This is a genomic window from Frondihabitans sp. GW821-FHT04F02 (assembly GCF_059420045.1).
Genome location: NZ_JBWKSZ010000001.1, coordinates 879,941 through 903,283 on the forward strand (window position 1 = coordinate 879,941; position 23,343 = coordinate 903,283).

The following is a 23,343-nucleotide window of genomic DNA, read 5'->3' on the forward strand; positions in this document are numbered from 1 at the left end:
TGCCCGTGGACGACCCCGTCGAGGCCCAAGTCTCACAACCGGCGCTCCTGCCCGACGGCACGATCGGCGCCCTGGTCGTCCCGGCTCTCGAGGCCACGCCCGAGGCCGCTCTGATCGGGATCCCTGACGCGTTCGGCGGCTGGTTCGATCTGACGGCGGGCGAGTTCCTGCATCGGGCTCGCTCTCTGGCGTCCGGATTCATGGCGGCCGGGCTGCAGGCGGGCGACGTGATCGCCGTGCTCAGCACCAGCCGGTTCGAGGTGGCCCTCGTCGACCTCGCCGCCGCTCTGGCCGGCGCCGTCGTGCTTCCCCTCTCTCCTCTCGACGGGCCCACCGAGCTGCTCGCCGTGCTCGAGGAGACCCGTGCCCGCGCCATCGTCGTCGAGACGGTGCGCGACTTCGCCCGGTTCGACGAGATCCACGGCGACCTGCCCCTGGTGGCCGAGGCCTGGCAGATCGGCCTAGGCGACCTCGACAAGCTCGCCGAGCTCGGCGCCGGGATCAGCGCGCAGGAACTCGCGGCTCGCGCCGCGGCCGTCGACCCCGCCGCCGTCGCCGCGCTGATGGCCGACTCCGCCGGCGTCGTCGTCGAGCTCACGCACGCCGACCTGGTGTCGCGGGCCGTCGAGCTCGGCCTCGCCCTGGCGGGGTCGGGGGCCGTCGACGGGGAGGACACCGCCGTGCTGCAGATCCTGCCGGGTACAGACGCCTTCGCCCGCGTCACGACGCTGCTCGCCCTCTCGACCGGCTCGCGCCTGGGCCACCTCGCCGACCCGGCGCGGCTCATCGAGTCTCTGGCATCGTTCCGGCCGACGCTGCTCGTCGCCCGCCCGGCGACCTACGAGGCCGTCGAGGAGGCCACGCTCGCTCGCGCCGAGCAGACCAGCCGGGGCCCTGCGCTGAAGCAGGCGCTCGAGGTCGCGGTCGAGCACTCGGCCGCGCTCGAGGCCGGGACCGTGCCGCGCGGGCTCAAGACCCGGTTCGCCCTCGCCGACGCGCTCGTGCTGAGGGGCCTGCGGAAGGCCGTCGGCGGCCGCGTGCGCGTCGTCGTGTCGTTGGCCGACGAGGAGTCGCTGCCGCTGCGGCTGCGGCACCTGATGCGCGCGCTCGACGTGCGACCCCTCGAGGCGCTCGGCGGAGTACGGACCACCGGCCCGGCCCTCGTCGAGCGGTACGACGATGCGTTCGAGCGGCCCGTCGGCGGCGTCGGCGCCCCGCTCGCCGGCGTCGAGGTGGCCGTCGGCCCCGCCGGCGGCATCGGCCTGCGCGGCCCCGGCGTCGTCCCGCCCGACGGAGCCGACTGGCTCGACACCGGCCTCTTCGGCGAGGTCGAGGGCGGTCGGGTCTTCCTGGCCGACCGCTGACTCGCCTGGCGGATTCGCCGGGGTCGGCCGCGCGCCGAGATGGCCCCCGCCGTCGCCGAGCCCCCGCCGATCCGACGCCCACGGCCACCTCGCGCAGCCCGGCGCCGGCCGGCACCACGCCCCCGCGGCGCAGCCGCGAAGGGCGCACCGGATCAGAACCAGTCGCTCTCCCGGATCTGCCTCATGGCATCGCGTTTGATCTCGGGATCGAGGCCCATCACGTAGAGCTGCCCGTCGAGGTGGTCGGTCTCGTGCTGGAGCGCCTGCGCCATGAGGCCCTCGCCCTCGAGCACGACGGGGTTGCCGTCGAGGTCGACGCCCTCGACGCGAGCCCACGGAAACCGCCGGCGCGGGAAGTAGAACCCGGGCACCGAGAGGCAGCCCTCGTCGACGAGGTCGGCCTCGCCTCGCGTCTCGACGAGCACGGGGTTGAGCACGTAGCCGATCTCGCCGTCGACGTTGTAGCTGAACGCCCGGAGGCCGACGCCGATCTGGCAGGCGGCGACTCCCGCGCGGCCGGGGAGGGTGACGGTGTCGAGGAGATCCTGCACCAGATCGGCGAGGCCGGGGTCGCCGACCGTCACCGGGTCGGAGGGGCTGCGCAGGACGGGGTCGCCGAACAGGCGGATGGGGCGGTCGGTCATTCCGGGAGACTCCAGTGCGGCGAGATCAGGGGGCGGACTATTTCACCACGACCAGGAGGTCGCCGGCGTCGACCTGCTGCGTCACGGGGATGGCGAGGCGCTCGACGACGCCGGCCACCGGGCTGGTGATCGCCGCCTCCATCTTCATCGCCTCGATGGTCGCGATGGCGGCTCCGGCCTCCACGCGATCGCCCGCTGCGACCTTGAGCGTCACGACGCCCGAGAACGGCGCCGCGACCTCGCCGGGCTGCGTGCGGTCGGCCTTCTCAGCCGACTTCTGCGAGACCTCGATCGACCGGTCGCGGATGAACACCGGGCGCAGCTGGCCGTTGATCGTCGTCATGACCGTGCGCACGCCCTTGTCGTCCGCCTCGCCGATGGCCTCCAGGCCGATGTAGAGGTTCACGCCGCGCGAGACGGGCACCGTGTGCTCGACGCCGGGCTTGAGGCCGTAGAGGTAGTCGGGCGTGGCGACGACCGACAGGTCTCCGTAGGTGTCGACGACCTCGCGGTACTGCTTCGTCGGGCCGGCGAACAGGAGGCGGTTCAGGGTCTCCTGCCGTGCGCGGCCGGGCTCCTTCAAGAGCTCCAGGTCGGCAGGATCGACGGGCTCCACCCCGATCTTCACGTCGCGGCCCGCCAGCACCTTCGTGCGGAACGGCTCGGGCCACCCGCCGGGCAGATCGCCGAGCTCGCCGGCCATGAAGCCGATGACGCTGTCGGGGATGTCGAACTTCGACGGGTCGGCCTCGAACTCGGCAGGGTCGGCGTCGGCCGCCGCGAGCTGCAGGGCGAGGTCGCCGACGACCTTGGACGACGGCGTGACCTTCGTCGGGCGGCCCAGGATCCGGTTGGCCGCGGCATACCAGTCCTCGACCTTCTCGAACTGGTCGCCGAGGCCGAGGGCGATGGCCTGCTGGCGCAGGTTCGACAGCTGGCCGCCGGGGATCTCGTGCGAGTAGACGCGGCCGGTGGGGCCGGGCAGGCCCGACTCGAACGGCTTGTAGACGCGGCGCACGGCCTCCCAGTACGGCTCGAGGTCGCTCACGGCGGCGAGCGAGAGGCCGGTGTCGCGCTCGGTGTGCGCGAGGGCTGCCACGAGAGCCGAGGCGGACGGCTGCGACGTCGTGCCGGCCATCGGCGCGCTGGCGACGTCGACGGCGTCGGCTCCGGCGCGCGCCGCGGCGAGCAGCGTGGCCAGCTGGCCGCCGGCGGTGTCGTGCGTGTGCACGTGCACGGGCAGGTCGAAGCGCTCGCGCAGGGCGCCGACGAGCTTCTCGGCGGCGCTGGCGCGGAGAAGACCCGCCATGTCCTTGATCGCGATGATGTGCGCGCCGGCGTCGACGATCTGCTCGGCGAGGCGGAGGTAGTAGTCGAGCGTGTACAGCTCTTCGCTCGGGTCCAGGAGGTCGGCGGTGTAGCACAGGGCGACCTCGGCGACGGTGGTGCCGGTCGCCAGCACGGCGTCGATCGCCGGACGCATCTGCGACACGTCGTTGAGCGCGTCGAAGATGCGGAAGATGTCGACGCCCGTCGCGGCGGCCTCGTGGACGAACGCCTCGGTCACCTCGGTCGGGTACGGCGTGTACCCGACGGTGTTGCGGCCGCGCAGGAGCATCTGGATGGCGATGTTCGGGAGCGACTCGCGGAGCGACGCGAGCCGCTGCCACGGGTCCTCGCCGAGGAAGCGGAGGGCGACGTCGTAGGTCGCCCCGCCCCAGGCCTCGACGCTGAAGAGGTCGGGGGTCATGCGCGCGACGTACGGCGCGACGGCGAGGAGGTCTTTCGAGCGGACGCGGGTGGCCAGGAGCGACTGGTGGGCGTCGCGCATCGTCGTCTCGGTGACCGCCAGGCGGGTCTGGGCGCGGAGGGCGCCGGCGAACCCCGCCGGGCCGAGCTCGAGGAGCTGCTGTCGAGTTCCTGCGACCGGGGCCTCGGTGAGGTCGATCGACGGGAGCTTGAGCGCGGGGTCGATCGCGCCCTCGCCGTGGCCGTTGGGCTGGTTCACCGTGACGTCGGCAAGCCAGGTGAGGATCTTGGTGCCGCGGTCGCGCGAGACGTGGCCCTCGAAGAGCTGGGGTCGCTCCTCGATGAAGGCGGTGCTGAGGTCGCCCGCGGCGAAGGCCGGGTCTTCGAGGACGGCCTGCAGGAACGGGATGTTCGTCGAGACGCCGCGGATGCGGAACTCGGCGAGCCCGCGCTTGGCGCGCGTGACCGCCGCCGTGAAGTCGCGGCCGCGCGCGGTCATCTTGACCAGCATCGAGTCGAAGTGCGGGCTGATCTGCGTGCCGGGGTTGATCGTTCCGCCGTCGAGGCGGATGCCCGAGCCGCCCGGCGATCGGTACGTCGTGATGCGGCCGGTGTCGGGGCGGAAGCCGGCGTTCGGGTCTTCCGTGGTGATGCGGGTCTGGAGGGCCGCGCCGTGCAGGTGGATGTCGCTCTGCTCGAGGTGCAGGTCGGCGAGGGTCTGGCCGGACGCGATGCGCATCTGCGTCAGGACGAGGTCGACGTCGGTGACCTCTTCGGTGACCGTGTGCTCGACCTGGATGCGCGGGTTCATCTCGATGAAGACGTGCTGGCCGGCGCGCTCCCCCGCGGTATCGAGCAGAAACTCGACCGTGCCGGCGTTGACGTAGCCGATCGACTTCGCGAAGGCGATCGCGTCGCGGTACATCGCCTGGCGGATGCCCTCGTCGAGGTTCGGCGCCGGGGCGATCTCGACGACCTTCTGGTGGCGGCGCTGCACCGAGCAGTCGCGCTCGAAGAGGTGGACGGTCTCGCCGGTCGCGTCGGCGAGCACCTGCACCTCGATGTGGCGGGGACGCACGACCGCCTGCTCGACGAACATGGTCGGGTCGCCGAACGCGCTGTCGGCCTCGCGCATGGCTGCCTCGAGCGCGGCGCGGAGGTCTTCGGGCTCATCGACCCGGCGCATGCCGCGCCCGCCTCCGCCGGCGACGGCCTTGGCGAAGACGGGGAAGCCGATCTCGTCGGCACCGCTGATGAGCTCCTCGATGTCGCGGCTGGCGGGCGTCGACTTCAGGACGGGCACGCCCGCGGCAATCGCCTTCTCTTTCGCGGTGACCTTATTGCCGGCCATCTCGAGCACGTGCTGGCCCGGGCCGATGAAGGTGATGCCGGCTCTGGCAGCGGCCTCGGCGAGCTCCGGGTTCTCGGAGAGGAAGCCGTAGCCCGGGTAGATGGCGTCGCAGCCCGACTCGACGGCGACGCGCACGATCTCGGCGACGTCGAGGTACGCGCGGACCGGGTGGCCGATCTCGCCGATCTGGTACGCCTCGTCGGCCTTGAGCCGGTGCATCGAGTTGCGGTCTTCGTACGGGTAGACGGCCACGGTGCGGGCACCGAGCTCATAGGCCGCCCGGAAGGCGCGGATCGCGATTTCGCCGCGGTTGGCTACGAGGATCTTGGAGAACACAGGGTTCGTGCCTTTCGGAGGGGCCGGCGCCGCACCTGGGAATCCCTCGGATCGCCCCGCGGTTCGCTGTCGGCTTTTAGGTGCTTCAACAGTAGTGAAGCTATCGTGTTCAACGTGCATGTACTCAGCGTCAGCTCACTCAAAGGCGGCGTCGGCAAGACGACCGTGACGCTCGGACTCACGTCGGCGGCCTTCGCCAAGGGCCTACGGACCCTGGTCGTCGACCTCGACCCGCAGTCCGACGTGTCCACGGGCCTCGACATCACGGTGGCCGGGCACCTCAACGTCGCCGACGTCCTCGCCTCCCCGAAAGAGAAGACGGTGCGCGCGGCGATCGCGCCCTCCGGCTGGACGAAGGGGCGCCAGGGCAAGATCGACGTCATGATCGGCAGCCCGTCGGCCATCAACTTCGACGGGCCGCACCCGTCGATCCGCGACATCTGGAAGCTGGAGGAGGCCCTCGCGAACGTCGAGGCCGACTACGACCTCGTGCTCATCGACTGCGCGCCGTCGCTCAACGCACTCACGCGCACCGCGTGGGCGGCGTCCGACCGCGTCACCGTCGTCACCGAGCCCGGCCTCTTCTCGGTGGCCGCCGCCGACCGCGCCCTCCGCGCGATCGAGGAGATCCGCCGCGGCCTCTCGCCTCGCCTCCAGCCCCTCGGCATCATCGTGAACCGGGCGCGCGTGCAGTCGCTCGAGCACCAGTTCCGGATCAAGGAGCTGCGCGACATGTTCGGGCCGCTCGTGCTCTCGCCGCAGCTGCCGGAGCGGACGTCGCTGCAGCAGGCGCAGGGTGCCGCGAAGCCTCTGCACGTGTGGCCCGGCGAGTCGGCGCAGGAGATGGCGCGCAACTTCGACCAGCTGCTCGAGCGCATCATGCGCACGGCCAAGATCGGCGACTACGCCGAGACCCCCGCGCCCCGCTAGAGACCCTCCTAGGGCGCCAGACACACTGCAACGGCGAGAACGGCAGTCCGCGGACTGCCGTTCTCGCCGTTCTGGAGTGTCTAGGCCGTACGGGTGCGGCGGGCCGCGAGTTCGTCGGCTGGGTCCATCGCGGGCGTCGAGTCGAGCTCGACCAGGCTGTGCTCGACCTCGCGCAGCACCTTGCCGACGGCGATCCCGAAGACGCCCTGACCGCGCGACACGAGGTCGATGACCTCGTCGTTCGAGGTGCACAGGTAGACGGAGGCGCCGTCGCTCATGAGCGTCGTCTGGGCGAGGTCGTTGACCCCGGACTCGCGGAGCTGGTTGACGGCGGTGCGGATCTGCTGGAGCGAGATGCCGGTGTCGAGGAGCCGCTTGACGAGCTTGAGCACGAGGATGTCTCGGAAGCCGTAGAGGCGCTGCGATCCTGAGCCCGATGCACTGCGGACGGTCGGCTCGACGAGGCCGGTGCGGGCCCAGTAGTCGAGCTGGCGGTAGCTGATGCCGGCGGCGCGGGCGGCGGCGGTGCCGCGGTAGCCGTGATCGTCTTCGAGCTCGACCATTCCGTCGGTGAACAGCAGCTCTTCGCCGTAGGCCGGGGTGGTCGAGGGGCGAGAACCGTCGCTGAAGGCTTCCTCGGGGGAACCTGTCTCGCTCATGAAGTGCCTCTCACGTTGCCGACCACGCTGGACATTGACACATTAACGTTCAACATCGGGTTGATGGTTGTACCTGGGTCAACCGTACAGGCGGGCCCGCCTCGACCCGGCGACATTTGCCACCCTCGGGGCGGCGTGTCGCAGGTCGTCAGAGCAGTCTACGTATCGAGGCGGCCGAGCGCAGTGCGGATCAGCGATCCGCGCACGATCTCGAGCTGCTCGGCGATCTCGCGGGCCATCTCGGCGACGCGCGCGCGACCGGCGGCGTCGCGCCGACGGGCCGACGGTGCCACGGCGCTCTCGATGAGGCCGAGCTCGCGATCGGCGGCGGCGCGGAGGGCCCGGAGGTGACGCGGCTCGATGCCCGACTTCTTCAGCTCGACGAGAGCGGAGACGACGTGCACCGACTCGTCGCCGTAGAGATCGGTGGCCGGAATCAGCGAGGTGCCGACAGCGTCGTCGACGAGCGCCGCCGTGGCCCCGGTCTCGGCGATGAGCTCGTCGCGGCTGAGCCGGCGGGGCTGAGCCAGCATCGAGGTCGGCGCTGCGCCCGTGGGGAGGTTCACGGGGCGGCCGGCGTCGAGATCGTCGAGGTGCCCGCGGATCACCTTCAGCGGGAGGTAGTGGTCTCGCTGGAGCCCGAGGATGAACCGGAGGCGCTCGACGTCGTCGGGCGAGAACTTGCGGTAGCCCGAGGCGGTGCGCACGGGGGTGACGAGCTGGCGCTCTTCGAGAAACCGGAGCTTGGAGTTCGAGAGGTCGGGGAAGTCGGGCTTGAGGCGCGCGAGGACCTGACCGATGGTCAACAGATCCGGCGCAGCCTGGGCGGTGGACGCCCGGGCCAGAGCGCGCGGCACTACTTCGTCGCCAGATTCGCGAGATCGACTCGGGACGCATAGAAGGTGAGCCGGAACTTGCCGACCTGGACCTCGGCGCCGTCGCTGAGGAGGGCCTCGTCGATGCGGACGCCGTCGAAGTAGGTGCCGTTCAGCGAACCGAGGTCTTTGACGCTGAACGAGGTGCCGTGGCGGTGGAACTCGGCGTGCTTGCGGCTGACCGTGACGTCGTCGAGGAAGATGCCGGCGTCGGGATGACGGCCGGCGACGGTGACGTCGGCGTCGAGCAGGAAGCGAGCTCCGATGTTGGGACCGCGGCGGACCACGAGGAGGGCGGAGCCGGAGGGCAGGGCGGACACGGCCTCGCGCTCGTCGGACGACACGCCGCCTTCGAGGGCAGCAAGCTGCGCCTGGAACTCTTCGTTAAAGCTGAGGGTCGTGTCTACCTCGGGGCGGGCGTCACCGTGCGCGCTATCCGCGCCGGACGACGGGGTGGCTGACTCTGCCATCGTGGACCTCCTGTGGCCCCCAAGCGTAGCGGAATCGTTACCGAGCTTCAGCACCGGATTTCGCAGGTTCGGGCATTGGGCTGGTTATTGCCGTCTTCACCACTGTCGCTCAGAGTCGTCATAGGGATTTCCATGACTGGGCGCTTTGTATGGATTCACGTCACCACCCGCCCCAGGAAGGCAATCATGAACGACAGCAGCAACACCACGCCCGGTGCTTCTGGAGCCCCCGAAGACTCCCAGGGCGAGGAGAGCACGACGCCGACGTCGGCCCCCGAGAACGAGGCCGCAGCCGATGGCGCCACCGAAGAGCTCCCCACGGCCCACACGCTCCCGCACCGCACCGGCCCGACGCCCGCCCACTACGTGAGCGAGGCGGCCCCGCAGCAGGGCGCACCGCAGCAGGCGGCACCCGCCGCCGGCTCGGAGTGGTCCGAGATGGGCGCCGACGGCTACGCGGCCCAGCAGCGGGCCGGCTACGGCCAGCAGCCGTACGGCCAGCAGCCGTACGGGCAGCAGCCGTACGGGCAGCAGCAGTACGGCCAGCCCTACGGCCAGCAGCCCGGGTACGGCCAGCAGCCCGACTACGCTCAGCAGCCCGGCTACTACGGCCAGGCGCCCTCCGGCTACGGCGCCCCGGTGCCGCCCGCGTTCCAGAACGCGAAGGGCAAGCCGAAGCGCTGGATGACCATCGTCGGCGCGGCCGCGGCGGGCGTCATCATCGTCGGAGCAGCCGGCGGCGCCTTCGCGCTCGGCCACTCCACCGGCGAGAAGGCGGCCGACGCCGCCGGCCAGAGCCAGACGCTGCAGCTCCCGAACGGGTCGAGCGGCTCCGGATCATCCGGATCGGGTTCGACAGGCGGCACCTACGGCTTCGGCCAGGGCACGCTGCCCGGCTCCGGCGGCTCGTCGAGCGACGGGTCGAGCTCCGGCACCGGCACCGTTCCCGCCGACGCCACCGCGGCCACGTCCGCCGAGAAGCAGGGCGTCGTCACGATCGTGTCGACCCTCGACTACGACGAGTCGTCGAAGTCGGCCGGAACCGGCATGGTCATGACCAGCGACGGCGAGATCCTCACCAACAACCACGTCGTCGAGGGCGCCACGAGCATCACCGTCACGGTGGTCTCGACCGGCAAGTCGTACACGGCCAAGGTCGTCGGCACCGACGCGACGAACGACGTCGCCGTGCTCAAGCTCGAAGACGCGAGCGGGCTGCAGACGGTCTCCTTCGGCCAGAACGCCACCGTCTCGACCGACGACACCGTCCACTCCACCGGCAACGCGGAGGGCACCGGCAGCCTCGTCACGGCGAAGGGCACCGTCCTCGCGACCAAGCAGTCCATCACCGTGCAGAGCGAGTCCGGCACCGGCACCGAGTCGCTGTCGAACCTGATCGAGGTCAGCGCCGACGTGGTCTCGGGCGACTCCGGCGGCCCGCTCCGCAACTCGGACGGCAAGGTCGTCGGGATCATCACGGCCGCCTCGTCGGGCACCTCCGACACGACCGGCTACGCCATCCCGATCTCGGACGCCCTCACCATCGCCGGCAAGATCCTCGACGGCACGTCGACCAGCACGATCCAGATCGGCCTGCCGGCCTTCCTGGGCGCGCAGATCTCGTCCACGTCGACCGGCACGACCGGCAGCGGCGTCACCATCGCCGGAACCGTCTCGGGCAGCGCGGCCGCCAAGGCCGGGCTCGTCGCCGGCGACACGATCACGAAGCTCGGCAGCACGACGGTCACCGACTCGACCTCGCTAACCGACGCCGTGCAGTCGCACGACCCGGGCGACTCCGTCTCGGTGACCTACACCGACTCGGCCGGTGCCAGCCACACGGTCACCGTCACCCTCGGCGAGGGCCCGGCTCTCTAGCCACCCGCGTCACCGAACGGCCGTCCACCCCCGGGTGGGCGGCCGTTCCGCGTCGTGCAGGGTGCACGGCGCAGGAACTCGGGGCGCCCGCCTAGGCGAGCAGGTCGCGCAGCGCCGACGGCCCGATCACCGTCGCCCCGACGGCCGCCGAGCGCGAGGCGAGCTCCCGGTCGGCGGTCACCACGACGACCCGGGCCGAGCCGACGCGGGCCCGGGCCTCGGCGACCACGGCGGAGTCGCCGTCGACCGGAGCCCGGACGACGGTCAGGAGGTCGGGGGCCGGGAGTTCCTGCGCGGCCTTCGCTTCTCCTTCGACGACGAGCACGATGCCGGGCCAGCGTGTTGCGACGAGCGGGTCGTCGGTCAGGAGGGCGCCGGGGACTCCCCCGGCGGCGAGGCGGCCCAGGTCGGCGGCGAGGCGCTCGGTCGCGCCCACCCGGTCGCGCCACCAGCCGTCGGGCTTCGAGCCGACGACGTTGGCGGAGTCGACGATCAGGGCGACGCGGGTGTCGAGGAGCGGCCGGAGGCCCTTCCACGACGCGGCGAATCCGGGGTGGAGGGGGAGCGCGTCGACGGCGTCGACCGGCACCCACTCGAGCGCCTCGCTCTCGCCGTCGCCGATGACCGCCTCGAACGGGCGGATCGCCGTGGCGACGACGGTCGTGTACGACCAGAAGCCGAGGTCGACGGCCGAGGTGAACTCGATGCGGAGGGCGTCGGCGGGCACGGAGGCCTCTTCGGCGCTCTCGCGGAGGGCTCCGTCGACGGCGGACTCGTCGAACTGGCGGGCGCCGCCGGGGATCCCCCAGGTGCCGCCGAAGTGGCTCCATGCGACGCGGTGCTGCAGGAGGACGCGGTGCTGGGAGTCGACGATCAGGAGACCGGCCGCACCGGCCTTGCCCCAGTACTTGCGGCCGTCGGGCGCGACGACCCAGCCGTCGGCGGGTCCGTGAACAGTCACACCATGAAGCTTGCCACTGTTGGCGCCGGGTGAACGACCAGCGCCGCCCTCGACCGGATCAGAACAGCGGTGCGACGAACAGGAGGTAGGAGTACTGGGCGACGCCGAAGAGGCCGAGCCCCATCGCCCAGAGCGAGCGGCGGCGCCCGAAGGCCGCCTTGCCCCGGGCGACGAGCACGCGCGACCGGTGGAGGCCGAGGGCGCCGAAGACCAGGCCGAGCGCCGGGAGCACGTAGAAGCCGCTGACGAAGACCGCGCCGATCCCGACGATGATGCCCGCGATCGCGAAGCGGTTCGTCAGCTCGGGGTCGCGCACGGCCGGCGCCGGCGAGAGGCCCGGATCGGCCCCGTCGACGCGTGCCCCCGCGGCTTGCGCCATGCGGCGGCGCAGGCGCTCGGCTCGGAGCGACATGGACGTCACCGGTTGCGGCGGCGAGACCGCGGGCGGCGTCGGGACTGCGGGGCGCGTCGGCTCCGAGGGCGGCGTCGGGTCCGTCTGGTCAGCTGGCATGGCCCAGCAAGGATACCCGGGCCGTCAGGTCGACCGCGGCTCGACCGGACAGCGGCTCAGTTGGCGAGAACCGAGAGGATGTTGCCCGAGGGGTCGAGGAACCAGGCGATGTCGGGCCCCCGATCGGCCGCCTTGCCGCGCATGATGCCGCGCTCGTCGGCCCAGCCGCCGTAGTTCTCGAGCGAGACCCCGGCGGCCTCGAGCTCGTCGGCCGCCGCGTCGATGTCGGCGACCTCGAAGTTGAGGATCGTGAAGACGGCGGGCACGTGGTCGTCCTTCGGGTAGGCGATGACGTGGGCGCCGCCGGGAAGCGCGATGTCGAGGATCCCCATCCCGTTCTGCTCGACGGAGAACCCGAGCACTCCCCCGTAGAACTTCCGGGCGGCGTTGACGTCGCGGACGGCGAAACCGGAGAACGCGTGAGATGTGGTGAGCATGACGACTCCTTCGTGTCGATGTTGCATCAGCATGCCACTGGTGGTTCGATGTCGGAATGCTCTCGAACGACTCGGGAACCCACCACCCCGAGAATCAGTGAGGATTCGATGACCGACACCCGCGTGTCCGTTCCCGAGGCGCTGCACCGTGCGCTGGCGGACGTCGCGCTCGGCGGTCCGCTCACGTCGTGGGCCCACCTGACCGTCCAGGGCGACCGCACCCGGCCCGACGGCTGGCTCGACTCGCGCCGCCACACCCTCCGCCAGCGCCTCTGGTCGGCCGGCGCACCCGAACCCGACATCGACGCGATCGACGCCGCCATGGCCGTCGCGCCGGATGTCCCGGGCCGCGCCAGCCGCTTCGTCGTCGCCCGCGACGGCAATCTCCTGCTCAGCGAGCTCCTGCTCGGCGACCGCGCCGGGCACGACACCGGAGGCACGGGCTTCGTGCCCGACGTGGCGCCGGTGCTGGCCGCATTCGGCACCGTCGACGGCGGTGGCGCGCCGACCCGGTACGACGGCCTCGGCGTGCGCGACACCGTGCGGTCGCTGCGGGCGGGCCGCGTCGGCGTGCTGACGCTCGGCGACGCGGGCTTCGGCGAGCAGACGGTGGTCGCCCTGCGCGGGGCGCCCTGGCTGGGCGAGGTCGGCGACCTCGGGCTCGACGACGCCGACCGTCTGGCGCTCGTGCCGACGCGCGCCGGACTGCTGCGGGCGGCCCTGCAGACGGGTGTCGAGGTGGCGTTCGCGCAGCCCGGCGGCGTGCCCGACGACCTGCCGGTCGCGTACACGTTTTGCTGACCGCGCCTGCTCCCGGCCGGGCGGAGGGTCAGACGAACCGGACGGACTGCTGCAGGCGGTCGCGCAGCTCGAAGACGTCGACCCGCGGAGCCTCAGGGTCGAGCCCCTCTCGCAGCAGGTGCGGGAGCACGGATCGGCGCACGAGGTACGCCGAGTTCCGGCGCCCCTTGCCGATCGGCTCGACCGGATCGCCGGCGGCGTCGTCGGGCACCACGACCAGCAGGGCCGTGAAGGGCACCCGGCTGGTCTTGGCGAATGCGCGGGCGCTCCGGGTCAGCGCGCGCACCGGCTGCTCGTCGGGCGGGACGCCGTCGCCCACGAGCTCGCCCTTCACAGCCGACACCCGGCCGCCCCAGTCGTCGGACCGGATCGCGTACACGCCGGTCGGGGCCAGCACGACGTGGTCGAGCTTCACCTCGGCGCGCGCGGAGACGTCGCTCCAGACCGTGTAGGCGATGCCGAGCTCGCCGATGGCGGTCGCCGTCGCCTCTTCGGCCAGCGCCTTCGCCAGGCACCGACGGATCTCACCCGGCGCCGAGCGCACCAGCACCGTGTCGTACGGGTCGTCGACGGTCTCGCCGCGGCCGACCCACTCGTGCAGCAGAGCCAGGTACAGCTCGCGCGCCTGCCCGCCCGGGTGGCCGAACGCGCGGGCGCGGGGCTTCGACTCGGTGCGGCGCCGCGGCGGGGCGGGCGCCCAGGTGTGCCCCTCGCGCTGCGATTCACGGGCGGCGGGCCGCCCGCTGTCGTACCGGGCCCGATCGTCGACGGAGCCGACGAGCTCCCAGGCGAGCTGCACGCGCCGGAACCTCTCGGGAGTGCCGCCGAGGTCGGGATGCGTCTGGCGTGCCAGCCGCCGGTAGGCCCGACGCAGTTCGTCCTGACTGACGGCAGGCGAGACGCCCAGGACCTCGTAGGGCGTGGCGGAGGCGGGGCTGTCTGACATGTGTCGCACGAGGATACCGGGAGGGGATCGCCCCAGTATCCGAGAACGCCCCGAATCATCGGCGACGGCCGGGATCGCGGCCCGGGTACGGTTGTCGCGTGACTGATGACGACCTGAAGCCCCCGGCCAAGCGCAACGTCAAGGCGCTCACGGCGTTCCTCGCCGAGATGGAGCCCGACGACGCGATCGTCGCCACCTTCGCCACCGAGCGGTACGGCGTCTTCGCCGTGCGCGGCCAGTCGAAGCACTCGCAGTCGCTGGGCGGCTACAGCCTCGGCAGCCACCCCCTCGACTCGAACAGGAAGCCGCAGAAGACCCTGCAGCTGCTGCGGACCTTCCACTCGGCGGAGCGAGAGGCCCAGGCGCAGGAACTCCCGTCGGAGCCGCCCGCCGTCGACGCCTCCGTCGCCCACGGCGCCCTCGTGCGCGTCACCGTCTCCGAGCCCGCCTACGGGGTCTTCGACGTCGCCGGGGTTGCCGTGCACTCGTCCGTCGACGACAGCGTGCTGGTGGGCTCGTGGATCGTGTCGACCCGCGGCATCGTGGCCGAGCGGGTCGCCGCCGTCGAGGTGCTCGCGCCGGTCGGCGGGCACGACCTGGCCGTCCCCCGCGAGATCACGAGCTGGGGAGCCGAGGCGAGCGCCGAGGTCTAGCGCGGCGCTCGGGGGCGCAATCTGCTGCATTGTCGCTCCGCCGACATAGCTCCGCTATCGTCGGCGGCGCTCCGCCTTGCATCTCACGCCTCCGAGCACCGCGCCTCTACGGGGTGGGGGCGGCTTTGCGGGCGCGGCGACGCGCGCGACGGGCCTGGAACCAGGCGATGGCGCCCCGCACCTTGCGCTGCACCCACATGTTGAGCCGGTGCGCCGCCGGGAACTCCGTGCCGAGGATCGCCAGTCCGAGGAAGACGACGAGCCACCCCGGCCCCGGCAGCGGGATCAGGATGATGCCCGCGATGACGACCGCGAAGCCGATGATGCCGATCGCTACCTTGTAGGCCGTCCGCAGCCGCGGGTACAGGTTGAGCCGGGCACGGAAGAGACGGGCGCGCCTCGCGATCCGCGTGTTGCGGAGGCGGTGGTGGTGCGCGGGGTGGTCGGCCTCGTGCAGCGGCTCGTGCAGCGACATGACCGAAGCGTACCGGCGGCCCTTGGGAACCCCCGGGGTGCGAAGTGAGCGCTCACGGCCGGAGGGGTCTAGGCAGGACCAATGGAATACACACACCTCGGACGCACAGGGTTGTCCGTCTCCCGCGCCATCCTCGGCACCATGAACTTCGGTCCCGAGACCAGCGAGGCCGACAGCCACGCCATCATGGACGCCGCTCACGACAAGGGCGTCAACTTCTTCGACACCGCCAACGTCTACGGCGGCTCGGTGGGCAAGGGAGCCACCGAGTCGATCATCGGCCGCTGGTTCGCCCAGGGCGGCGGCCGCCGCGACAAGACCGTGCTCGCCACCAAGCTCTACGGCGACATGGGCGACTGGCCGAACTCGGGCAAGCTCAGCGCCTTCAATATCCGCCACGCCATCGACGCCAGCCTCGAGCGTCTCCAGACCGACCACATCGATCTGATCCAGTTCCACCACGTCGACCGAGACACCCCGTGGGACGAGATCTGGACCGCCATCGAGGTCGCCGTCACCCAGGGCAAGATCCTCTACGCCGGGTCGAGCAACTTCGCCGGCTGGCACATAGCGCAAGCGCAGGAGGCCGCGAAGGCCCGGCACTTCCTGGGCCTGGTCTCGGAGCAGTCGCTCTACAACCTCGTCGCCCGCGACATCGAGCTCGAGGTGCTGCCCGCCGCCCGCCACTACGGTCTCGGCGTCATCCCCTGGTCGCCCCTGCACGGCGGCATCCTGGGCGGGATCGTCGGCAAGGAGTCCTCGGGCAAGCGCCGCCTGACCGGACGCTCGAAGGAGTTCGTCGACGCGCACCGCGAGCAGCTCGAGTCGTACGAGACGCTGGCGCAGGAACTCGGCCACGCCCCCGGCGAGCTCGCCCTCGCGTGGCTGCTCCACCAGCCCGGGGTCACCGGGCCCATCACCGGCCCGCGCACCATGGAGCAGTTCGACTCCGCGGTCGCCGCCGTCGACATCCACCTCGACGACGCCGCCCTGGCACGCCTCGACGAGCTGTTCCCGGGGCACAAGCCCGCCCCGGAGGACTACGCGTGGTAAGAACGCAGCACCCGACGGCGGGAGCTGGCTCCTGCAACCCCTACGACAACGAGAGAGACCATTCATGAGACAGCGCATCATCGGAGATGTCAGCGTCAGCGCGATCGGACTCGGCGGCATGCCGATGTCGATCGAGGGCCGGCCCGACCGCAAGCGGTCCATCGCCACCATCCACGCCGCCCTCGAGGCAGGCGTGACGCTCATCGACACGGCCGACGCCTACAGCCTCGGCGGCAAGCCCGACGACGAGGGTCACAACGAGATCCTCATCGCCGAGGCGCTGAAATCGTGGCACGGGAGCATGGACGACGTGCTCGTTGCCACGAAGGGCGGCCACACGCGGATCCACAGCACCGACGGAGGCTGGGATCAGGACGGCTCCCCCGCCCACCTGAAGGAGGCCGCCAAGGCGTCCGCCAAGCGCCTCGGCGTCGACGCCATCGGGCTGTACCAGTTTCACCGGCCCGACCCCAGGGTGCCGTTCGCGGACTCGATCGGCGCGCTCGTGGAGCTGCTCGACGAGGGCGTGATCCGGATGGCCGGCATCTCGAACGCCGACGTCGACCAGATCCGCGAGGCCAACACGATCCTCGACGACCGCCTCGTGTCGGTGCAGAACCAGTTCAGCCCGGCGTTCCTGTCGTCGACGGCCGAACTGGAGCTGTGCGACGAGATGAGCATCGCCTTCCTGCCGTGGTCGCCCCTCGGCGGCATCACGGGGGCGTCCGCGCTCGGGTCGAACCACGCCGTGTTCGCCGAGATCGCGAACGCGCGCCGGCTCTCGCCTCAGGTCGTGTGCCTGGCATGGGAGATGCGCAAGTCGGAGGTCGTCATCCCGATCCCGGGAGCCAGCCGCCCGCAGTCGATCATGGACTCGGTCATCGCCGCGTCGATCAAGCTGAGCGACGACGAGTTCGCGCGTCTGGAAGCCGCCGCCGTCTCGGCGTAGGCCACCTCGAAAAGCCCCGATCGGGTGTTCTCGCTTGCGAGAACCCCCGATCGGGGCTTTTGACGTCTCCGCGGGGGGGGTCTAGGCCTCGCGGCCCGTCGGCATCTGCGTCAGCGTCGGGTCGGTCTCGGCCAGGCCGGCGAAGACGCCCTCGATGCGCTCGACGACGTCGGCCTCGAGAGCGACGCCCGCGGCGACCGCGTTCGACTCGACCTGCTCGGGGCGCGAGGCCCCGATGATGGCAGAGGCGACGTTGTCGTTGTGCAGCACCCAGGCGAGCGAGAGCTGCGCCTGCGTGAGGCCGAGGTCGGCGGCGATCGGCTCGAGCTGGGCCACCGCGTCGAGCACGTCGTCGCGCATCCAGCGGGAGATCATGCCGGCGCCGCCCTTGTCGTCGGTGGCTCGGGAGCCGGCAGGGAGTTCCTGCCCCTTCTTGTACTTTCCGGTCAGGACACCCTGGGCGATGGGCGACCAGACGATCTGCGAGATGCCGAGCTCCTTCGAGGCGGGCACGACCTCCTCTTCGATCACTCGCCACAGCAGGGAGTACTCGGGCTGGTTCGAGATGAGCTGGATGCCGAGCTCCTTCGCGAGGGCGGCGCCGTCGCGGAGCTGCTGGGCGTTCCACTCGCTGACGCCGATGTAGAGCACCTTGCCCTGGCGCACCAGGTCGGCGAACGCCTGCATGGTCTCTTCGAGCGGGGTCTCGACGTCGTAGCGGTGCGCCTGATAGAGGTCGACGTAGTCGGTCTGGAGGCGCTTCAGCGAGCCGTTGATCGACTCGGTGATGTGCTTGCGGCTGAGTCCGGTGTCGTTGTGCCCCTTGGGCCCGGTCGGGCCGTAGACCTTCGTGAAGATCTCGAGCGACTCGCGCCGCTCGCCCTTGAGGGCCTCGCCGAGCACGACCTCGGCCTGCGTGTTGGCGTACACGTCGGCGGTGTCGAAGGTCGAGATGCCGACGTCGAGGGCGGCGCGAACGCACGCCGTCGCAGTGTCGTTCTCGACCTGGGAGCCGTGGGTGAGCCAGTTGCCGTACGTGAGCTCCGAGATCTTGAGGCCGGAGTTGCCGAGATACCTGAATTCCATGCGAGTGTCGCTCCTGTCGTGGGGCGCGGCGGTGCGCCCTGGGCGACGGTACTCCGTGAGCGCTCACACGGGCGCGCGATCCGAGCCGTCGGAACCCTCGGAGTCAGAGGCGGAAGGTCGCGCGCGGGATCGTGTCGACGAGGTCGCGCGCGACGCGGAGGGCGTCGTCCTCGCTCATCTGATGGGTGACGACGAGCGACGCCAGGTAGCCGGCGTCGACCCGGCGCGACATGTCGTGGCGGGCCGGTATCGAGCAGAACGCGCGCGTGTCGTCGATGAAGCCGGAGGTCTTCGTGAAGCCGACGCTGTCGGTGACGGCCTCGCGGTAGCGGCGGATGGCCGCCGGGGTGTCGATGAACCACCAGGGAGCGCCCGCGAAGACCGAGGGGTAGAAGCCGGCGAGCGGCGCGATCTCGCTCGAGAAGGCCGTCTCGTCGACGGTGAAGAGCACCAGCCGGAACGTCGGGTGCGTGCCGAACGCCTCGAGGATCGGCCTGAGCGGACGCGTGTACGTGCCGGCGACGTCGGGCAGGTCGTGCCCGCGGTCGGGCCCGAAGCGGTCGAGCGACGGACGGTGGTGGTTGCGGAGCACGCCGGGGTGGAGCTGCATGACCAGGCCGTCGTCGGCCGACATCGCGGCGCTCTGGAAGAGCATGGTGCGGCGGTAGGCGACGGCGTCGTCGGGTGTCGCCAGGCCGCGGAGGGCGAGTGCATGCACGCGCTCGGCGTCGGCCGGGTCGAGCGGCTCGGACGACGCGTCGGGCACGCCGGTGTCGGTGGCGGTCGCACCGTGCCGGATGAAGTGCTCGCGGCGCGACCTCAGGGCGTCGAGAAGCCCCCGGTGCGTCGAGGTGTCGATGCCGCTGACCTCGGCGAGGCGCTCGACCGAGGCCGCCCACTCCGGCCGCGCCGGGTCGAAGTACGAGTCGGCGCGGAACGTCGGCAGCACGCGCCCGGTGAACGTCGGATCGTCGCGGAGCGCGGCGTGCGCCGAGAGCGACGAGGCCGGGTCGTCGGTGGTCGCGAGGACCTCGATGCGGAACGCGTCGAAGAGGGCACGCGGCCGCATGTCGCCAGCGGCGAGCCGCGACACGAGATGGTCGTACTGGCTGTCCGCGTTCTCTGCCGACGGATGCTCGTCGAGACCGAAGACGTCGTGCAGCTCGGTCTCGAACCAGTAGCGGACGGGTGTGCCGAGGAAGACGTCCCAGTGCTCGGCGAGGGCTCGCCACACCTCGCGGCCGGGCGCCGCCCGGCCCGACCCGTCGACCGGCTCGACGCCGAGCGCCTCGAGCGGCACCCCGGACGCGTGCAGCAGGCGCAGGACGTAGTGGTCGGGGGTGATCAGCAGCTCCGCCGGGTCGCCGAACGGCAGGTCGTCGACGAGCAGCTGCGCGTCGACGTGGCCGTGGGGCGACAGGATCGGCATCCGGGCGACCGACTCGTACAGGTCGCGCGCGATGCGCAGGGTCGCGGGGTCGGCCGGGAGCAGGCGGTCGGGGTGCGGGGCGAGGAGCCGCCCGATGGAGGTGGACGTCATCGTCGTGCCTTTCGTGATCAGCGAAGCGGGTTCGGTGGAGAGGGCTTGGTGGAGAAAGCTCAGTGGAGAGGGCTTGGTGGAGAAAGCTCAGTGGAGAGGGCTCAGCGGGGTGCGGGCCCGGTCGTCGACCGGACCGTCAGCGTGGTGGGGAGCACGACCGACTGGCGCTGGGGGTCCGTGCCGTCGGCCGAGCCGAGCTTCGCCATCAGCATGGAGACGGCCACGCGGCCGGCGCGCTCGATGGGGGCGTGGAGTGTCGTGAGCGGAGGGTTGCAGAAGTCGGCGCCGAAGATGTCGTCGCAGCCGACGATGCTGAGGTCGTCGGGCACCGACACGCCGCGCTCGCGGAGCCGCTGCAGCATGCCGATCGCGATGAGGTCGTTGAAGACGATGCAGGCGGTGGCACCCGAGTTCAGCGAGACATCGGCCGCGACCACGCCGGCGGCGGTCGTCGGCGTGAAGGGGCCGACGCGGCGGGGCGAGATCCCGAAGCGATCGGCGGCGCGCTCGAGCGACTTCCAGCGGCGCTCGTTCGACCACGACGTCACCGGACCCGACACATAGACGATGTCACGGTGGCCGAGCGAGTAGAGGTGCTCGAGGGCCTGCTCGATGCCGCCCGGGGTGTCGATCAGGACGTTGGCCACACCCTCCGGCCGGCGGTTGATGGCGACGAGCGGAATCCGGCGCGCGAACTCGGCGAGGTCGGCATCCGGCAGCCGGGATGCGGTCAGGATGGCGCCCTCGGCGCTGGACCGCAGAGACATCAGGGTGGCGGCCTCGAGCTCGCCCGACTCCTCCGTGTCGACGAGCAGCTGCGTGTAGCCCGCCGCCTTCAGCTGCTGCTGCGTGCCGCGGATGATGTCGAAGTAGAACGGGTTGGTGATGTCGGCCACGAGCACCGCGATGGCCCGCGAACGGACCTGGCGGCCCGAACGACCGGACCTCGACGGCACATAGCCGATCTCGGCCGCCGCGCGCTCGACCCGGGCGCGAGTGGCGTCGCCCACCCGCTCGGGCGTCGACAGGGCGCGCGACACGGTCGACGGCGCGACGCCGATCATCTCGGCGACGTCGGTGATCGTCGCGGCCTTCCGGCGGGAGGGATCGGTCATGCGATCCATCATGTGGCAACGAAAGGCAATCGTGGCAAATTAGTGGCAAATAATTGTCTCTAATTTGCCATCCTCCTAGGGTCGGGGCAGTCGACGACGGACGCGGTCACCACGCATCGCCGCTTGACGCCACTCACCGTTTCAAGGAGGAAACCGATGAAAGCTCGCACGATCGCCGCGACCGTCGCCGCCATGGCAGCGCTCGCCCTCGCCCTGCAGGGCTGCTCCAGTTCCGGGTCGTCCGGCGACGGATCCGTGAGCGGCGCCGGCAAGACGCTCAACGTCCTGACGGGCGTCGACACCCTCTACCCCGCCGAGCAGAAGCAATGGCAGCAGGATCAGGCCGCCCGGTTCAAGAAGGACACCGGCGCCACCCTCAAGTACGACACCTACGCCTCGGCCAACGAGGAGCTCACGAAGATCCAGACCTCGGTCGTGTCGGGCCAGGGCCCCGACGTCTACAGCATCGGCACGACCTTCACGCCGACCGCGTACTCGACCGGCGCGTTCGTGAAGCTGAGCGACGACGACTGGAAGAAGGTCGGCGGGCGCGACAGGTTCGTGCAGGCGAGCCTCGGCATCTCGGGCCCCTCGAAGGGCGACGAGATCGGCGTGCCGTTCGCCAGCCGCCCGTTCGTGATGGCCTACAACACGAAGCTGCTGAAGGCCGCCGGCATCGAGAAGCCGGCGACGACGTGGGATGAGTTCGCCGAGCAGGCCAAGGCCCTGACGAAGGGCGACACCTACGGCATCGCGGCGGGCTACGCCGACGGATTCGACGTCTGGAAGTTCGTGTGGGCGATGGCCAACCAGGCGGGCAACCCGATCGTCGACGGCAAGACCGCCACCATCGACAGCCCGGCCATGCGCGCCGCCTACAAGGCCTACTTCGGCTGGGTGACCTCCGACAGGGTCGTCGACCCGGCGTCCGTCGGCTGGAACAACGCGCAGGCGCTCGCCGCCTTCGCCTCGGGCAAGGCCGCGTACTTCCCGATGACGACGGCGACCAGCAAGAACACGCTCGACAAGTCGGCAGTCAAGGGCGACTACGCGTACGCGCTCATGCCCACCGTCCCGCCGGGCGCCACGGAGCGTCCCGCCGATGGCAGGGACGCCGCGTCGATCCTCTCGGGCGACAACCTCGTCGTCGCGAACTACTCGTCGAACCAGGACCTCGCCTTCGCCTACATCAAGCAGGTGACGGAGCAGAAGGAGCAGGAGGACTTCTACACGACCTTCGGCCAGCTCCCCACGAACCAGGCCGCCGCGACCGCCCTCGAGACGGACGACAGCACGCTGGCTCCCCTGATCGCCGCCGCCGGCAAGTCCGTCGCCACCCCGTTCTCCGGAGCCTGGGGCGACGTGCAGCTGGCGATCACCAACATCACCGTGCAGAGCATCCCGGCGCTGAAGAGCGGCTCGATCTCGGACGATGCGATCGAGAAGCAGCTCCAGACGGCCCAGAAGGCCGCGGAGTCATCGCTGAAGAGGACGAAGTGAGATGGTCATGACGACTCCCACCGTCGGCGAGCGCGCGGCTGCGCCGACTGGCGACCTGCGGCCGCAGCCGAAGCCGCCCCGGCGACGAGGTCTCTCGACCCGGGGGCGTCCGCTGTGGATGCTGCTCCCGGGCGGCGTGCTCATGGGCCTGGTCATCGTGGTCCCGCTGCTGCTGGGCGTGTTCATCGCGCTCCTCGACCTCGACCAGTACACGCTGCGCGCGTGGCTCACGGCCCCGTTCATCGGGGTGCAGAACTTCGTCGAGGCCCTGACCGACTCGCCGCTGCTGTCGTCGATCGGCATCAGCGCCAGCTTCGCGCTGATCGTCACGGCGGTCACGCTCCCGATCGGCGTCACCGCGGCGATCGCGACGCAGAACGCGTTCCGGGGTCGGGCCGTGATCCGCTCGATCTTCCTGATCCCGTACGTGCTGCCCGCGTTCGTCGTGGCGACGGTGTGGCGCACGATCCTGCAGCCCTCGGGTATCGCGAACAACGTGCTCAGCGGCTTCGGCATCGACGGCGGCCTGTGGCTGAACGGGCCGAAGAGCTACTGGGCCCTGGTGTTCGTGGCGATCTGGTCGTCGTGGCCGTTCATCTACCTGCTCGCGCTGTCGGGCCTGCAGAGCGTCGACACCGAGGTGCACGAGGCGGCCGCGATCGACGGCGCCCTCTGGTGGGCGAAGCTGCGCTACGTGATCTTCCCGTACCTGAAGGGGCCGATCTCGCTGGCGATCATCATCTCGATCCTGCACGCGATCAACAACTTCACGCTGCCGTTCGTGCTGTTCGGGGTTCCGACGCCGTCGAACGTGCAGGTGATGCCGGTGCTGACCTACATCGCGAGCTTCCAGAGCTTCCGGTTCGGGCTGTCGGCCGCGATGGCGATCGTGTCGCTCGTGATCGTCGCCATCCCCCTGTTCGTCTACCTGCGGGCAGTGCGTCTCGACTCGGGCGACGAGAAGGTCCTGACCGAGACGGAGGCCGCCGAGTGAGCGCCGTCACCCCCCTGAAGAGCACGGGCGCAGGAACTCGCCGCTCCCGCTCGCAGCAGGCGCAGA

General features: G+C 71.0%; 22 protein-coding genes. 9 read left to right on the top strand and 13 right to left on the bottom strand.

Going from position 1 to position 23,343, the window contains the following annotated elements; all coding sequences use genetic code 11:
• The first annotated feature begins 5 nt into the window (after positions 1 to 5).
• Complete coding sequence (locus tag AC07TY_RS04145) at positions 6 to 1,364, top strand: AMP-binding protein (RefSeq protein ID WP_494784399.1); 1,359 nt, start codon at positions 6 to 8, stop codon at positions 1,362 to 1,364.
• Positions 1,365 to 1,516: 152 nt separating this feature from the next.
• On the opposite strand, the gene AC07TY_RS04150 is transcribed toward AC07TY_RS04145, so the two are convergent.
• Positions 1,517 to 2,008 carry a peptide deformylase gene (locus AC07TY_RS04150; RefSeq protein WP_123504418.1) on the bottom strand — a complete coding sequence of 164 codons (492 nt, stop codon included), beginning with the start codon at positions 2,006 to 2,008 and terminating at the stop codon, positions 1,517 to 1,519.
• 37 nt (positions 2,009 to 2,045) lie between these two features.
• On the bottom strand, positions 2,046 to 5,444 hold the full coding sequence (locus AC07TY_RS04155; RefSeq protein WP_488626130.1) for a pyruvate carboxylase: 3,399 nt from the start codon (positions 5,442 to 5,444) through the stop codon (positions 2,046 to 2,048).
• 114 nt (positions 5,445 to 5,558) lie between these two features.
• Between AC07TY_RS04155 and AC07TY_RS04160 the strand changes: the two genes are divergently transcribed.
• Positions 5,559 to 6,374 (top strand): ParA family protein, encoded by an 816-nt coding sequence (locus AC07TY_RS04160; RefSeq protein ID WP_123505136.1) that lies wholly within the window; start codon positions 5,559 to 5,561, stop codon positions 6,372 to 6,374.
• An 80-nt stretch (positions 6,375 to 6,454) separates the two neighbouring features.
• Here AC07TY_RS04160 and AC07TY_RS04165 read toward each other — a convergent pair whose 3' ends face one another.
• The 3 genes from AC07TY_RS04165 to AC07TY_RS04175 form a co-directional block, all read right to left on the bottom strand.
• A complete protein-coding gene (locus AC07TY_RS04165; RefSeq protein WP_123504416.1) occupies positions 6,455 to 7,033 on the bottom strand; it encodes a MerR family transcriptional regulator in 579 nt (192 codons plus the stop codon).
• 158 nt (positions 7,034 to 7,191) lie between these two features.
• A complete protein-coding gene (ftsR, locus tag AC07TY_RS04170; RefSeq protein ID WP_123504415.1) occupies positions 7,192 to 7,890 on the bottom strand; it encodes a transcriptional regulator FtsR in 699 nt (232 codons plus the stop codon).
• Positions 7,890 to 8,378 carry an FHA domain-containing protein gene (locus AC07TY_RS04175; RefSeq protein WP_123504414.1) on the bottom strand — a complete coding sequence of 163 codons (489 nt, stop codon included), beginning with the start codon at positions 8,376 to 8,378 and terminating at the stop codon, positions 7,890 to 7,892. Before AC07TY_RS04175 ends, ftsR begins: the two co-directional genes overlap by 1 nt.
• Positions 8,379 to 8,564: 186 nt before the next feature.
• On the opposite strand from AC07TY_RS04175, the gene AC07TY_RS04180 reads away from it, so the two are divergent.
• Positions 8,565 to 10,256 carry a S1C family serine protease gene (locus AC07TY_RS04180; protein ID WP_494784400.1) on the top strand — a complete coding sequence of 564 codons (1,692 nt, stop codon included), beginning with the start codon at positions 8,565 to 8,567 and terminating at the stop codon, positions 10,254 to 10,256.
• 91 nt (positions 10,257 to 10,347) lie between these two features.
• On the opposite strand, the gene AC07TY_RS04185 is transcribed toward AC07TY_RS04180, so the two are convergent.
• The 3 genes from AC07TY_RS04185 to AC07TY_RS04195 all read right to left on the bottom strand — a co-directional run bounded on the left by AC07TY_RS04185 (position 10,348) and on the right by AC07TY_RS04195 (position 12,165).
• Positions 10,348 to 11,217 carry an NUDIX domain-containing protein gene (locus tag AC07TY_RS04185; protein WP_494784401.1) on the bottom strand — a complete coding sequence of 290 codons (870 nt, stop codon included), beginning with the start codon at positions 11,215 to 11,217 and terminating at the stop codon, positions 10,348 to 10,350.
• Between the two features lie 58 nt (positions 11,218 to 11,275).
• Positions 11,276 to 11,629 (bottom strand): hypothetical protein, encoded by a 354-nt coding sequence (locus AC07TY_RS04190; protein WP_494784402.1) that lies wholly within the window; start codon positions 11,627 to 11,629, stop codon positions 11,276 to 11,278.
• Between the two features lie 155 nt (positions 11,630 to 11,784).
• Positions 11,785 to 12,165, bottom strand: a complete 381-nt coding sequence (locus tag AC07TY_RS04195) for a VOC family protein (RefSeq protein WP_494784403.1) — start codon at positions 12,163 to 12,165, stop codon at positions 11,785 to 11,787.
• Positions 12,166 to 12,273: 108 nt separating this feature from the next.
• On the opposite strand from AC07TY_RS04195, the gene AC07TY_RS04200 reads away from it, so the two are divergent.
• Positions 12,274 to 12,966, top strand: a complete 693-nt coding sequence (locus AC07TY_RS04200) for a hypothetical protein (RefSeq protein WP_494784404.1) — start codon at positions 12,274 to 12,276, stop codon at positions 12,964 to 12,966.
• Between the two features lie 28 nt (positions 12,967 to 12,994).
• On the opposite strand, the gene AC07TY_RS04205 is transcribed toward AC07TY_RS04200, so the two are convergent.
• Positions 12,995 to 13,912 carry a J domain-containing protein gene (locus AC07TY_RS04205; protein WP_488626125.1) on the bottom strand — a complete coding sequence of 306 codons (918 nt, stop codon included), beginning with the start codon at positions 13,910 to 13,912 and terminating at the stop codon, positions 12,995 to 12,997.
• A 98-nt stretch (positions 13,913 to 14,010) separates the two neighbouring features.
• Here AC07TY_RS04205 and AC07TY_RS04210 point away from each other — a divergent pair, with 98 nt between their 5' ends.
• Complete coding sequence (locus AC07TY_RS04210; RefSeq protein WP_494784405.1) at positions 14,011 to 14,565, top strand: hypothetical protein; 555 nt, start codon at positions 14,011 to 14,013, stop codon at positions 14,563 to 14,565.
• 106 nt (positions 14,566 to 14,671) lie between these two features.
• Here the strand turns inward: AC07TY_RS04210 and AC07TY_RS04215 are convergent, their stop codons facing one another.
• Positions 14,672 to 15,040, bottom strand: coding sequence for a TIGR02611 family protein (locus AC07TY_RS04215; RefSeq protein ID WP_123504407.1), 369 nt, complete (start codon positions 15,038 to 15,040; stop codon positions 14,672 to 14,674).
• A gap of 81 nt (positions 15,041 to 15,121) precedes the next feature.
• Between AC07TY_RS04215 and AC07TY_RS04220 the strand changes: the two genes are divergently transcribed.
• Complete coding sequence (locus AC07TY_RS04220) at positions 15,122 to 16,093, top strand: aldo/keto reductase (protein ID WP_123504406.1); 972 nt, start codon at positions 15,122 to 15,124, stop codon at positions 16,091 to 16,093.
• Between the two features lie 64 nt (positions 16,094 to 16,157).
• Positions 16,158 to 17,042 carry an aldo/keto reductase gene (locus AC07TY_RS04225; protein ID WP_494784406.1) on the top strand — a complete coding sequence of 295 codons (885 nt, stop codon included), beginning with the start codon at positions 16,158 to 16,160 and terminating at the stop codon, positions 17,040 to 17,042.
• 81 nt (positions 17,043 to 17,123) lie between these two features.
• On the opposite strand, the gene AC07TY_RS04230 is transcribed toward AC07TY_RS04225, so the two are convergent.
• The 3 genes from AC07TY_RS04230 to AC07TY_RS04240 form a co-directional block, all read right to left on the bottom strand.
• Positions 17,124 to 18,128, bottom strand: a complete 1,005-nt coding sequence (locus tag AC07TY_RS04230; protein ID WP_488626122.1) for an aldo/keto reductase family protein — start codon at positions 18,126 to 18,128, stop codon at positions 17,124 to 17,126.
• A 103-nt stretch (positions 18,129 to 18,231) separates the two neighbouring features.
• Complete coding sequence (gene uxaC / locus AC07TY_RS04235) at positions 18,232 to 19,668, bottom strand: glucuronate isomerase (protein WP_123504403.1); 1,437 nt, start codon at positions 19,666 to 19,668, stop codon at positions 18,232 to 18,234.
• 101 nt (positions 19,669 to 19,769) lie between these two features.
• Positions 19,770 to 20,792 carry a LacI family DNA-binding transcriptional regulator gene (locus AC07TY_RS04240; protein WP_488626710.1) on the bottom strand — a complete coding sequence of 341 codons (1,023 nt, stop codon included), beginning with the start codon at positions 20,790 to 20,792 and terminating at the stop codon, positions 19,770 to 19,772.
• A 147-nt stretch (positions 20,793 to 20,939) separates the two neighbouring features.
• On the opposite strand from AC07TY_RS04240, the gene AC07TY_RS04245 reads away from it, so the two are divergent.
• Positions 20,940 to 22,283: an ABC transporter substrate-binding protein gene (locus AC07TY_RS04245; protein WP_494784407.1), complete on the top strand. Its 1,344-nt coding sequence runs from the start codon at positions 20,940 to 20,942 to the stop codon at positions 22,281 to 22,283.
• A gap of 7 nt (positions 22,284 to 22,290) precedes the next feature.
• Positions 22,291 to 23,277, top strand: coding sequence for a carbohydrate ABC transporter permease (locus AC07TY_RS04250; protein WP_494784408.1), 987 nt, complete (start codon positions 22,291 to 22,293; stop codon positions 23,275 to 23,277).
• The last annotated feature ends 66 nt before the right edge of the window (positions 23,278 to 23,343 follow it).